12 protein-coding genes are annotated in these 12,058 nt (G+C 59.6%); 9 read left to right on the top strand and 3 right to left on the bottom strand.

Annotated features, from left to right (window positions below; translation table 11 throughout):
- Nucleotides 1–613: 613 nt before the first annotated feature.
- The 9 genes from K1X41_RS05125 to K1X41_RS05085 all read left to right on the top strand — a co-directional run bounded on the left by K1X41_RS05125 (nucleotide 614) and on the right by K1X41_RS05085 (nucleotide 9,604).
- Entirely contained in the window at nucleotides 614–943 is a 330-nt protein-coding gene (locus K1X41_RS05125) for a hypothetical protein (protein ID WP_220175468.1), read from the top strand.
- A gap of 65 nt (nucleotides 944–1,008) precedes the next feature.
- A complete protein-coding gene (locus K1X41_RS05120) occupies nucleotides 1,009–2,088 on the top strand; it encodes an aminoglycoside phosphotransferase family protein (RefSeq protein ID WP_220175467.1) in 1,080 nt (359 codons plus the stop codon).
- Nucleotides 2,089–2,324: 236 nt separating this feature from the next.
- Entirely contained in the window at nucleotides 2,325–2,918 is a 594-nt protein-coding gene (locus tag K1X41_RS05115) for a T3SS effector HopA1 family protein (protein ID WP_220175466.1), read from the top strand.
- Nucleotides 2,915–3,502: a flavoprotein gene (locus K1X41_RS05110; RefSeq protein ID WP_220175465.1), complete on the top strand. Its 588-nt coding sequence runs from the start codon at nucleotides 2,915–2,917 to the stop codon at nucleotides 3,500–3,502. Before K1X41_RS05115 ends, K1X41_RS05110 begins: the two co-directional genes overlap by 4 nt.
- A 55-nt stretch (nucleotides 3,503–3,557) precedes the next feature.
- On the top strand, nucleotides 3,558–4,709 hold the full coding sequence (locus tag K1X41_RS05105) for a DUF418 domain-containing protein (RefSeq protein ID WP_220175464.1): 1,152 nt from the start codon (nucleotides 3,558–3,560) through the stop codon (nucleotides 4,707–4,709).
- Between the two features lie 494 nt (nucleotides 4,710–5,203).
- Complete coding sequence (locus K1X41_RS05100) at nucleotides 5,204–5,842, top strand: ABC transporter ATP-binding protein (protein ID WP_220175463.1); 639 nt, start codon at nucleotides 5,204–5,206, stop codon at nucleotides 5,840–5,842.
- 697 nt (nucleotides 5,843–6,539) lie between these two features.
- Nucleotides 6,540–7,388 carry a hypothetical protein gene (locus K1X41_RS05095; RefSeq protein WP_220175462.1) on the top strand — a complete coding sequence of 283 codons (849 nt, stop codon included), beginning with the start codon at nucleotides 6,540–6,542 and terminating at the stop codon, nucleotides 7,386–7,388.
- A 248-nt stretch (nucleotides 7,389–7,636) separates the two neighbouring features.
- Nucleotides 7,637–8,125 (top strand): TetR/AcrR family transcriptional regulator, encoded by a 489-nt coding sequence (locus tag K1X41_RS05090; protein WP_258566660.1) that lies wholly within the window; start codon nucleotides 7,637–7,639, stop codon nucleotides 8,123–8,125.
- Between the two features lie 285 nt (nucleotides 8,126–8,410).
- The gene (locus tag K1X41_RS05085; RefSeq protein WP_220175460.1) at nucleotides 8,411–9,604 is read left to right on the top strand and encodes a serine hydrolase domain-containing protein; all 1,194 of its coding nucleotides are present in this window, start codon (nucleotides 8,411–8,413) and stop codon (nucleotides 9,602–9,604) included.
- A 70-nt stretch (nucleotides 9,605–9,674) separates the two neighbouring features.
- On the opposite strand, the gene K1X41_RS05080 is transcribed toward K1X41_RS05085, so the two are convergent.
- The 3 genes from K1X41_RS05080 to paaE all read right to left on the bottom strand — a co-directional run bounded on the left by K1X41_RS05080 (nucleotide 9,675) and on the right by paaE (nucleotide 12,054).
- Nucleotides 9,675–10,037, bottom strand: a complete 363-nt coding sequence (locus K1X41_RS05080) for a PaaI family thioesterase (protein WP_220175783.1) — start codon at nucleotides 10,035–10,037, stop codon at nucleotides 9,675–9,677.
- A 95-nt stretch (nucleotides 10,038–10,132) separates the two neighbouring features.
- Nucleotides 10,133–10,930, bottom strand: coding sequence for an enoyl-CoA hydratase/isomerase family protein (locus K1X41_RS05075; protein WP_220175459.1), 798 nt, complete (start codon nucleotides 10,928–10,930; stop codon nucleotides 10,133–10,135).
- Nucleotides 10,931–10,947: 17 nt separating this feature from the next.
- Nucleotides 10,948–12,054: a 1,2-phenylacetyl-CoA epoxidase subunit PaaE gene (gene paaE, locus K1X41_RS05070; protein WP_133615930.1), complete on the bottom strand. Its 1,107-nt coding sequence runs from the start codon at nucleotides 12,052–12,054 to the stop codon at nucleotides 10,948–10,950.
- Nucleotides 12,055–12,058: the final 4 nt, after the last annotated feature.

Genomic DNA, 12,058 nt, shown 5'->3' with positions numbered 1-12,058 from the left:
CTTGAGCGTCCCGCCGCTACCGATGAACTTCTAGACCCGTCCCACGCTCGTCTGCCCCCGGAGTGAGGAGTCGTGACGCTTCGAGCGGGGAGTCGTGACGCTTCGAGCGGAGGGACTGGATCCTCAACTGCAGATTTGGCGCATGCGGAAGCAAGCAAGCGTTGATTCTGGGACTCTGGCGAGATGAGCGGTAGGGTCCGCCTGCGCGTGCCATCCTCAAGATCTCCTCGTGCGGGCACTGGAAGTTCAATCCCGTCCGCCCCTGCCGGGATGCAGCTCCGTGTGAGCGCCATTCCTGAAGGAACTTGATTCGTTCGTTTTCCGTGCTGAGGCGCTTCGCGCGCACCTCAGGGGCGTGGCCGACGTGTGCCTCTGGATATGTATTCTCGCCGCCAATGCTGCGCGCAGACTGCCGCTATTGCGAGCGGGTGGGGTACCTTGCCACCCCGCCGGGGTCCAACGCCCTGCGCGAGTGAATGACCGGTGTCGCGGCACACCACTTCCGTTCCAGAGTAGGTGGAATCAGTCTCAACTTGAGTATTGCAAACATAAGACGATCGTCTTACGATACTCGAACGCGGCACACGTCGTGAACGAAACGTGAGGAGAAATCATGTCCCCAACGCTTGAAACCATTGATCTCGACGCAGAGCTCCAAGTTCTCTGTGACCCAGAAAGTAGCCGACTTGCTGAATTCACCAGCAAATTCCATGAGTTCCGCCGCTCTCTCAGCCCCGAAGAACAGGACTATCTGGACTTCATTCGCCGAGCGGCTGACGTTGCTGTCGCTGAACACGGTACTGCGCTGCTCAATGACATTGATTCATTCGAGGACCGCATCAGCGTGCTTCTTGGAGACGAGTACCTCGTCCCTGAGATGGGCGGAATCATCATCCGCACGACGGTTGTGCTTCGTTGCGCAACTTGGCTCTTGAAGTGCTGATCCGTTCTCGGAGGAAATCCCCGCTGAGTTCACTATCCAGATAGAACGAAGCAAAGGAGCAAGGAGTGAATCTCGAAGAACGAGTGGATTGGCAGGCGTACTGTAACCGTCTTGGAATCGAGGACCTTCAAGACCTGACCCGCGTGCAGAACGGACGAAACGAAGTAGTTCGCGCCCGACTGGCAAACGGGCGTGAATTGCTTTTTAAGCACGGGAGACAGCGTCTCGCGAACCGGGATGGGAGTTTGCTATCCGAAGGGCTCGCGTATCGCGCATTCAGTCAGCTCGGGCTGTCGGCCCTGCTGCCCCGGTGCATTCTTCACGATCGAAAACGGAACCTGCTGGTCCTCGAATGGGTTGGCGATACGAGCGCACGAGAAAAATGGGCAGGGCAGGAACAGGACTCGATCAAGTGGGCATCGCTGGGCGTCGCATTGGCGCGGCTCCACGGCGCGACCGACGCCACACCTGAATGGGCCGCGAGGCTCCTGGGCGACTTCACTGAACTGATCCCATCAGCAGATCCGGTCGTTCCAGATGACCTCGTTGACTACCCGAGTGCACATCTCCAGCTCATTGCAATAATCCAGGCTGATTCAGCTGTGATCCAGAATCTCAAGCGACTACGGACCCCCACTGCTGTATGCCTTATTCACGGTGACGTCAGGCTTGACAACATCATCGTCTCAGGTCAAGAACACCCTAAGTTCATTGACCTGGAACTCGCTCGCGTAGGAGATCCCTATTTTGATTTGGGCACGCTGTTGGGATCGATCGTTGAGCATGCAACCCGCCAGTTCCCGTTGGGCGAAGACACGAGGGCTTCCGAGTATGCCCGCGTCCTGCTCGAAAGGACAGCTATGGAGCTTCGATCAGTGATTGCCGGGTACCGTGCAGAAGCACGGGGTGCTCAAGACAGAACTGTGGGAGACGAAGCTTACCTTTCACGAGTGGCCGCCTTTGTTGGGGTCCACCTTTTGCATCGATCTGGGGCATTGGCGGAAGAATACTGTGCGGAGACACGTCTGGGGCGAGTACTCGCAATTATGGGCTGTTCATTTCTCAAAAACCCTTCATATTTCCTGCGCCCGCTGAGTCTTGACGCCTCTCATGCCTGGGTGCAGGAGGGGCGAGGTCTTCGTTGACGGAAAACACGATCGCGGCCCTCATCTCCTGCCTTCATCCACTGCTCGTACACGGCACTGTGGATGAGACTGCGAGAGAAATCTATCGCCGAGCTCACCTTCGGACGGGGTACTCGTCAGCCTCTCATGCCGACCCGGGAGAGCACCTGCGTGCGGAGGAGGTGTTCGGGAAGATTGATCGTACTGAGCTTGGGTGGACACTAGCCCGTGGCAGAAGTTCCGGCCACGGAGTTTTCGTGAAGGATGGTCTCCACCTAGAGGTGCCATCCCACCTCATCCAAGCCAGCGGCGCATTGCGGCTGCCAGCAATCCGCGATCGATTCACTCCGGGTTTCGCGGCCCTCCTCTCTAGTCGACCTGTTCCTGTAGAGGGGGTGCGCGTCTACATCCCAGTTCCCTACTCGGCGGCGCGTCAAGTAGGGCGGCTACTGGCACAAAAACTTCCAGATTTGATTGAGCGTTTTGTGCTGAAAGCGCTGACCCAGCCTTCGGAATATCCGAGGTCAGATGCCTTCACGCTTTTCATCTCTCCAGTTGACCTGGAAGTCGTTCTCAAATTCTTGGCGCTTGAGAACTTCGCTGAGCGATTCTGCTTTGCTCCACGATATTCAATGTTCGCTCGCGCGGAGACGAGTGGGGTCGCATGGCTGGAAGGTACTTCATCTCGGAGCAGCGGCTTTGAACGAGCCAATTGCATCGCGCGGGCTTACCACCTTTACTCCACGGACGAAGAGGAACTCGAACTTGAAGGACTCATTCGAGATGAGCTTGTGGACGCAGGGATCGATCCTGGCGCAATACACCTCTACAGGAGCCGGATAGGCCGATGAAGGTTCACATCCCACGGCTGCTACTCGGCATCTCCGCTTCCTCATCGGCGCTCTCGATCCTACCCGAACTGGCAAGACTGAAAGGAAACGTAATCGGGGATATCGATTGCATCATGACTCCCAATGCGGCAGGCCTTCTCTCACCGCTCCTGGTCGGTTCGGTTCTCAGCACGCCTGCATATTCGAGCTTCGCGGAGCTCGCAAAGGACGGGAGATCCTTTACCTCTCTCACCGCCACAGCCGACGCTCTGCTGGTTGCTCCCGCCACGGCAAACACCCTCATCGGTCTCTCGCTGGGCCTGGCAAACAATCTCCTGACGTCTTGCGTCAGCGCATTTGATGGACCGGTTGGGCTGCTTCCCGCGGTGAACGAAGGTGCCAGCGCAAAACCTGCGTTTCAGCGAGCAATCGAGATTCTTCGATCCGACGGTTTCATCCTCCCTGCGGAAGAAGCCGGAGCTGCATCCGACCTCCAAGGAGCCGCTCTTGCGGGGGTCAGCAAATTTGGGCTTCGCCGCTTGATTGTTGTCCTCTCTGCGCAAGTGAGGAGGGAACAGGTTGAGCACAGCACAGGGGGACCTTGACAGCGCGGATCTGCAGAGGCGATACCTCACTCCAGATTTGGTTCGGGGCGTCGCGATGCTGCTGCTTGTACTCACCAACACGCCGCTGATCCTCTCGACGGTGAGATATCAGCAAGCAACGGGCTTCAACCCCTTTCACGGATCCCTCTGGGACGATCTTGCGGCCATAGTCTTCGTAGCTGTGCCGCCGATGACGGGAATGGGATTGTTTGTTCTCGCAATGGGGCAAAGCTTGGTTTCCGCTTCGAGGGGCCAGTCAGCCTACCGAGCAGCACTTGTCCGGTTTGGGGTTCTGGGAACTGTTGGACTCGTTCATGGACTGCTTATCTGGTGGGGAGACATTCTCATGTACTACATGATTGCTGGTTTCATCGCACTGCAATTTCGTGGTTTTGGTCCACGCGCGCAAGCGCTTCTAGGAATCGCTTTTGTATTTCTCCCCTTGATACTGACGGCCTCAGACTTCTCCGCTCAATTGTGGGGTGTGAAAGCAGAGACAAGGGCGGCTCTCGCGCAACTCAGTAGCGGTTTGCAGAGTACTCAGTCGGCTGCTCAAGAGGCCTACACTTCTGGAGCACCGTTCGAGATCGCAGCTCAGCGACTTGTCGACTGGCTTTCGTATTTGCAGGACTTCGCGGTCGTGGGCGTCCCACAGTTGACCGGAGTCCTGCTCATCGGAATGGGAATCGCTCGGCTGCGTGTGCGTTTGAGCTCAGAAACCGGAAGACGCCTCTCGCGCACCGTCGGGTTCAAGTGGGTGTTGAGTATCGCGGCGGTTGGCTACTTTTGTCAGCTTGCCGTCCAGATCTTTGACCCAGCAAATTCGGGCCTTGTCTCCTCGTTCACTTCAAACTTACAGGTGGCTGTCCCACCAATTTTGGCAGTGGGGCTCTTTCTCCTGCTACTTGAGAGGGAGTCTGCGCTTGAGAGCAATCGTCTGGCTCGCTGGGTAGCGGTTTCGGGGCGCTACTCGCTATCGATCTACCTATTCACCAGCTTGTTCTGCGCCTCACTTGCATACGGGGTCCAACTTTTCGGACGCGTCCCTTTCGGCGTCGTTCAGGTCGTCGCAATGGGGATTTTTGTGGCAACGGTTGCGGTTGCCAATTGCCTCGCGAAGGCCAGTATTCAGGGTCCAGCAGAGTGGATGGTTCGTAGAATCACCGTCAATTTATGCGCGAAGCTTCAAACGGGCGAAGGGAAGTAATCACGTGTCTGCATTCAGGAATTTCAGGGCAACGATGCATGAGGCGGGAGTACTTGCTCGTGAGCGAAAGGAAGAACTCAGTGCCTTCCACATAGCGGTCGCATATGCAACGAGCGCAAATTGTATGGATCTGGAGGCAGTTTTGATTCGAAGAATCGGCAGGACGAAAGGCCGAAAGGAGTCTGGCCCGAGTGTCCCCTGGGGCAGGATGAGACCAAAACACTCTCGGGCTCTCCGCTTGGTTGTGAAGCAGGAGGCATCGGTAGGAACACTCTCGATTCCGCGAGCATTGCTCCGGCTGCAGCAACTCGGAGAACTCATCGAACTCGAACGATCCGTGGCTCTCGAAGGCGGCGACCTGCGGCGTTGGCTGGAACAGCATGTATAAGGGAGAGCGAATACGCGCGAAGCTCCAGGTTCGCAGCTTGTCCAAGAGCTTCGGAGCGTTCAGCATTCTTGATGAAGTTTCGTTCAGCTTGTTTCCCGGAGAAGTCGTGGGGCTCGTCGGCCCCAACGGTGCAGGCAAGAGCACCTTGATGAGAGTTCTTGCGGGGGTATTCACGCCGACCTCAGGGGAGGCTGCGATTGATGAGTATGCGGTAGGTACTCCGCCAGCGCGGCGGGCAATGAGTCTCATGCCAGAAGAACCAGATCTCTATCCCGGGCTCAGCGTTCTGGAACATATCAGCCTGATGGACCGGATCAATCTCGTCCCTCGCGCGGAACGAAGATCGCCACAACTGGACCTCGAACGCTACGACCTGCTCGATAAACGTGACGCACTCCCTCACGAGCTCTCACAGGGCATGAAACGAAAGCTTGCGCTTGTCCTCGCGCTCAGGAAGGGCGCAAATCTCTTCCTGTTCGACGAACCATTCAACGGACTTGACCCTCTTGCGTCAAGAGAGCTCCGGCGCGAGATTCGAGGACTGGGAAGTCAAGGAGCCACGATTCTGATATCGATGCATGGGCTTCGTGAACTTGAGGAAATTGCGGACCGAGTTCTCTTCTTGGACGCGGGGAAGCTCGTGCATTCTGCCGATATTCGAGGCCAAACTGCAGAGCCGAGGGGCTCACTGGAGGATCTCTATCTGAGAGTTATCGGGGTACGAAGTGAGCACCCGGGCCGCTAGTTCCGTTTTCATTGAAGTGAGTGTTGGCCTCACTGCTCTGGCAACAATGATGATCCGGTCAAAGCTTCGCGCCTCAGTCGTGCTGCTCCACAACCCACTCCTGTTCATGCTGGGTGCTGCTCTGATCGCGACGTATGTCGTCGTTCTGGTGCTCCACGGTTCTGAAATTGCGAGAGCTCCGGACTCTCCCAATTGGAGCAAGGGTGTTGCGTATGGGTATGGCGTGGTGCTGTGCCTCATCGCATGGAGTGCACAACGAGGATCACCTCTGCGAATCTCTCTTGCTGACGCGTCTTGGTTGCTCCAGAGCCCGCGCGGACCCCAAATTGCCCTCGTTTTTCACGGAATGCTCAGCGCTGTCCTGGCGTTCTTCGGAACGCTCGGGGCATCAACAGTGGCGCTTATCTTTCGCGGTGCACCAGCTATCCACTCCTTGACTGCTGCAACATCAGTTGTCTCGCTCGTATTGTTCGTGAGAGCTGTCTCGTTGCTCGCACATCTCATAGCTCAGAGTAGGTTCCTACTGGCGCGAAAGGCCCTCGCGTACGCCTGCCCAGTGCTCATCGCCGCGTGGACAGCCATCTGTGCCTGGCAAACGCTCACACCGGCTCACGGCAGTGCCCGACCAGTAGATCTCCTCGCACCAATTCGATCTGTCCTCTCTGGGGTCGTGTATCCGGAACTAGGAATACCTGCGATGAGTCTCGTGCTGATTCTTGCTTCGCTCGGACTCCTCGGCGTCGTTCTCAATGGTGCACAGAGGATCATGGAACCTGCGGTGGAAGAGAGCATCCTTGCGCACAAACTCGCGCTCGCTTTTTCTGGCACAGGAGACACACACACGATTCAAGCGCGGGGGTTCAAGACTGGACTTCGTTCCTGGGAACGGTGGCCCGAGGCGAGATCGCTCGCGGTGGCCGTTGGGCACTTCGCTCAGACACGACGTCGAGTGTTTCCCCTTTTGGGGCTCCTTATCGGTTCTCTTGCAATTGTCCTCGCGTCCTTTGTCGCCCGAGACCTCATTCCGATGTACGTTGGCCTGATCGCAGTGCTCTTGCTTGTCGCAGTCGCTGCTCCCGCTCAAGCACTGACTACGGACCTTGACCATCAACATTTGAGACTCTCTGGGGCTCCAGTTCGAGCAATCGGAGCAGTGGCCATATTCCTGAACGCAGTTGCGGATTGCTTGACCATCGCGCCTGCGGTCATGCTGTGGTCGGGGCTCCAATTCATGAGCTTCGGAGTTCCTTGGATTCTGCTCCCCGCGTTCTTCGGATATTGCGTCGTCGCTTCGATCGCTGGGATCGCGTCCCGCGCATTCGCGGATGCGCCGGTGGTCCGTGTCGTTTTCTCGATAGCGCTCTCGATGTTCCCGCTTCTGGCGGTACTCTCTTCGCTTGAGGCCTCCGAGGGCCTCCACGATGCGCTCCGCATCCTGGTGGCTGCCGGAGCAACCTTCGTCCTTGCCTCGGTAATCTATGTCGGGCTTGCCTGCATCGTCGTATCCGAAGCTACGGGAAGGTCACACTCGTGGGGCAAAACCTGAAGCCACTGGTCGGCAAGTTCTTCCGCGAGTGACTCTGCAATTTCCGTTGTGGCTGTAGGGTACCCACGTCGCGATGACGCTCTATCCTTGTTCCTGATGGGTGCTGTGCTTCCAGGGAACCCGGGGAGTCACAGCGCTTCTGGTGGGACGGGGAAACATTGGACGAGAATTGGTCAAATCCACGATGGGCGGGGATCGCCCATGCAGCAGCACGCGCTTTCGCCAACTACGGATATGAAGGCACAAGCATGTCTGCAATCGCTGCGGAAGCGGGCATCGCGAAAGGCGCAATATATTTCAGTTTCAAGACCAAGGCAGAGCTGGCTCAGGTCCTCGTGGAACGGCAACAGGACGCTGTCGAAGACCTGTTTGCAGAGTCGGCCTCGTGGGGGATCGGGCCGACGGAGCGAATAGGCCGAATTTGCGCGCGCCTTGCCCGCCAAGCTGCCACGGACCCGATTATGGGATCGGGAATCCGGCTCTCTCTCGAAATGCCGCGCTTTCAATCAAATCGGAAGCCCTACGAAACCTGGATGAAAGAGATTGTCCTGCTCGCAGAAGAAGGCAAAACCGTTGGAGAACTCAGGGAAGATATCGATCCTGTCACCTTTGCCAGAATCGCACTTTCACTCTTTGTTGGCCTGCAAGTAACAACGCTCACCTTGGAAGATCTCGAAACGCTGGAAACCCAGTCGCGCACCGCTTGGGAATTTCTTCTTGCTGGAGTGGCCTCCTAGCCTTGAGCGTGCCCCGCTCCCAATGAGTGACTTCGCTCCAGGGACAAGCCCAGTTCGAGGGAGGGGGCTCACACGTGGCACCGGGAACCCGATCTCATACGCATCAAGGCTCAGTTCGAGTCTGTTCCAAGCTCAGGTGCGAATCGTTACTGTGCCCCGCCCCTATCGGGTGCGAAAATACGGGAAGGCGGAGTGGCCAGTCAGAGTCGCCCCGAGGGATGGGAGACGATTCGAATGCATGCGTCGCGCGGAGTGCAGAGGTCCAGAACGCTTGTGCCGAGCAAAGTGCACAGCTCCCGAACGCATGCTGGTGTAGCTGCGCTCGCTGCCGTCGGCGTACTGTTCGCGGGGTGTACGTCGGGGCCCGGTGGTGCGTACAGCTCGCGGGATCAGCCTGAAACACCAGCGACTTCCGACGCGATCGAACGCCCTGCCGCACCGTCAGGCGAGCTCTCGGAAAAGCTGCAGGATCAGCTCCAGGCCGTGCTCGAAAAGACAATGGAGCAGTACGGTGTGCCGGGCGCCGCTGCGGGAGTGTGGCTCCCGGGGTCCGGGTCATGGACGACTACGTCGGGGCTCGCGGACATCGAAGCGAAAGCCCCGGTCACCGAGGATATGAGTTGGCCCATCCGAAGCATCACCAAGTCCTATACCGTGACGATGCTCTTGCAACTGGCGGATGAAGGCGCGCTCAGCCTGGATGACACGCTGGAATCGTACGTGCCCGGTGTGACGAACGGCGACCAGATCACACTGCTCGAGCTCGCGAACATGTCGAGTGGTGTGGCAGATTATGTCACCGAGGAGTTCCTCACTGAGTTCGCGAAAGATCAGTTCAAGGTGTACACCCTTGCAGAGTTGAACAGCGGCGTGCTGGGGCAGCCGGCACAGTTCGCGCCCGGCACGAAGCATGTGTACACGAACGCGAACACCAACCTGCTGGGGGCCGTGATCGAAAAAGCCACCGGCTCGGACTACGCGACAGCATTGCAGGATCAGATCCTTGACCCGCTCAGACAAGCCGACACGAAGTACATCACCGATGTGGCGGACTGGACGGCACCGCATGCGGTGGGCTACATGCCGGATCCCGACTCTGAGGAGCGTATCCCGGCAGATCAGAACCCATCGATTTTGGGGGCAGCCGGAGCGATGTTCTCGACGCTCGATGACGGCCGTGTGTGGGCGGAAACGCTCGGATCTGGGGCCCTGCTGCGTCCGGAGACGCAGGCGTTGCGCGAGGTCGGCAACACGATCGAGAAGCCGCCATATGACCTGTACGCGGTGGGGATGGGGGAGACCCATGGGTGGCTCGGGCACAACGGTGAAGGGCTTGGTTTCACAGCAGCGACGTTCCACAACCCTGACTCTGGTGCGAGCATCGTCGTATACATGAACACGTCGAATCTGCCCGATGGATCACACCCGGCAGATCAAGCATTCCGCGCGCTCGCTCAGGTGGTAGCCGATGCTGGATAGGGGGTGCGACCCCGATTGTTCGGGCATCGTGCTCTGGAAGTAGTTCGCGGTGCATCCACATGACAGGCGGTCACGGGCTTGGGTGCTGCGGCGCATCCTTGATGAGGTTCGTGATCCGCATCGTGCAGCAGCGCCTGCCGTCCTCGTCGGTCACCACGATCTCGTGCACGGCGAGTGTGCGGCCCAGGTGCACCGGAGTGCACACCCCGGTGACATACCCGGCCGTGGCAGACCGCGTGTGTGTCGCATTGATATCGACACCGACCGCGAGCCGCCCTGGCCCCGCGTGCAGATTTGCTGCCATCGAGCCGAGCGACTCTCCGAGCACCACATACGCTCCGCCGTGCATGAACCCCACAGTCTGGCGATTGCCGAGCACCGGCATGCGGCCAACGGTGCGCTCGACGGTGTACTCGGTGAACTCGATCCCCATTGCCTCCGCGAGTTCGCCTGCCCCGTTCGACGCGACCCAGTTGTCTGCGGTGGGATGCGCCGTTGCGGGCAGCTGTGCCTCTGCGGCCGCGCCGCTCACGCGTCGGCTCCTGCAGCGCCACCGGTAAACACCGGCGGTCGCTTGTCTTGGAATGCCGCGAAGCCCTCGCGGTAATCGTCGGTGTCGCACAGCGCGGCCTGTGCCCGGTTCTCCGCCGACATTGCAGTCCACAGCCCCACCCGTTCGTCGCGCAACTGATGCACGAGCGCCTTCGACGCGAGGAACGCCTGCGTCGCGCCGGTCGCCGCGGTGGCGGCTGCGGATCGCGTGGCATCAAGCGCTTCCTCGTCGGGGAAGGCCTGCGAGAACATTCCAGCGGCCACGGCCTCCGCTCCCGTCATGAGGCGTCCCGTGTAGATCAGGTCGAGCGTGCGGTGCGCGCCGAGACGCTCGAAGAACAGGGCGTGGCCGCCCGAATCAAGCGTAGCTCCGAGCTTTGCGAACGGGCTCCCGATCTTCGCGGTTTCGGCGACATAGACGACGTCGCTCGCGATGAGGAGCCCGAGCCCCACGCCGAGGCACGCGCCATGCGCGAGGGCAAAGGTGGGGGCGGGGAACGCGCTCATCTGCTCGAGCAGCGGCTGCACGAGTCCGTCGAGATAGCCGAGAACGTCGTCTTCGCGGGGGTCGACCCCGGAGATGTCGCGTCCAGCGCAGAATGCGCGGCCCTCACCGTGCAGCACCAGTGCGCGCACGCCCGCGTCGGCGGCCGCGGAGTAGGCACTTGAGAGCTCGCGGAGCATGTCGGGCCCCAGCGAGTTGAGACGGGAGGGCGCGTTCAGCGTGATCTCCGCGACTCCGTCTGCGATGCTGAGCAGAACGTCTTGTGTCATAGCTGGGTCTCTCTCGGTTACGCGTCGTAGTCGACGACGAGGCGCTCGGACTGCGGGTGTGACTGGCAGGTGAGCACGTAGCCGCGCTCGATCTCATCAGCTTCAAGGGCGTAGTTCTCGGTCATCGAGACCGAGCCTTCGACGACGCGGGCACGGCACGTGCCGCAGACACCCCCCGCGCACGCAAATGGCACATCGGGGCGCACCCGCAGGGCCGCGTTCAGCACGGTCTCATTCGCGGATACGGGGCTCTCGACAGAGGCCGAGGTGCCGTCGAGTGTGAAGTCAATGGTGATGGTCTTTTCACCGCTGCGCACCTCAACGGGGCGCGCGCGCGGTGCGGAGCCTGGTTCGCCTGTCGTGAACAGTTCGAATCGCACCCGTGAAGTTTCCACCTCGTGCTCGGCCAACAGATCGCGGCAGAGCTGCACGAGTTCGAACGGCCCGCACAATACCCACTCGTCGGTCATCGTCACCGGGATCACCGATTTCAGGATCGTGCGCAGCCGATCCTCATCGAGCCGGCCAGAAAGGATCGGGGCCGAGCGCTGCTCGCGCGACAGCACATGGTGCAGGGCGAAGCGCTGCGGAAAGCGATCTTTCAGATCTGCCAACTCTTCGACGAACATGACCTCGGTGCTCGAACGGTTGGTGAACAAGAGGTCGAACCGCGACGTCTCGCTTTGCTCCAGCACGCGGTGCGCCATGGTGATGATCGGGGTGATCCCTGAACCGGCTGCGATCCCCACGACGTGCCGGCCAGCGAGCTCATCGAGGTTCGACGTAAACGCGCCCTGGGGGGTCATCACCTGCAGCGTGTCACCCGGCTTCAGCTCATCATTGACCCAGCTCGAGAACACCCCACCGAAATCTCGCTTGACCGCAACTGAGATTCTGCCGTCGCTCGGTGGGCGGCAGATGGAGTAGGAGCGGCGCACATCTTCCCCATTGAGTGTCGTGCGGAGCGCGAGGTGCTGGCCGGCGAGGTAGTGGTAGTCACTCGCGAGCTCAGGGGGTACCTCGAAGGTGACCTCCACGCTCGAGTCGGTCAGCGGGCGCACCTCTGCTACGCGAAGTTCGTGGAACGTCGCGCGCTTCTTTGCGCCGAGGTTAGTGGCGGCCATGTCT

Origin of the sequence: Leucobacter luti, from assembly GCF_019464495.1 — a bacterium.
In the GTDB taxonomy this organism is placed as follows: Bacteria; Actinomycetota; Actinomycetes; order Actinomycetales; family Microbacteriaceae; genus Leucobacter; species Leucobacter luti_A.
This window is presented reverse-complemented; position numbering and strand designations above follow the sequence as displayed.

Coding starts and splice junctions, on each gene's coding strand:
- K1X41_RS05080 (WP_220175783.1), bottom strand. CDS start 10,037: ATGGGGATCGAGTTCACCGAGTACACCGTCGAGCGCACCGTTGGCCGC.
- K1X41_RS05105 (WP_220175464.1), top strand. CDS start 3,558: ATGCTGCTGCTTGTACTCACCAACACGCCGCTGATCCTCTCGACGGTG.
- K1X41_RS05075 (WP_220175459.1), bottom strand. CDS start 10,930: ATGACACAAGACGTTCTGCTCAGCATCGCAGACGGAGTCGCGGAGATC.
- K1X41_RS05125 (WP_220175468.1), top strand. CDS start 614: ATGTCCCCAACGCTTGAAACCATTGATCTCGACGCAGAGCTCCAAGTT.
- paaE (WP_133615930.1), bottom strand. CDS start 12,054: ATGGCCGCCACTAACCTCGGCGCAAAGAAGCGCGCGACGTTCCACGAA.
- K1X41_RS05095 (WP_220175462.1), top strand. CDS start 6,540: ATGAGTCTCGTGCTGATTCTTGCTTCGCTCGGACTCCTCGGCGTCGTT.
- K1X41_RS05110 (WP_220175465.1), top strand. CDS start 2,915: ATGAAGGTTCACATCCCACGGCTGCTACTCGGCATCTCCGCTTCCTCA.
- K1X41_RS05090 (WP_258566660.1), top strand. CDS start 7,637: ATGTCTGCAATCGCTGCGGAAGCGGGCATCGCGAAAGGCGCAATATAT.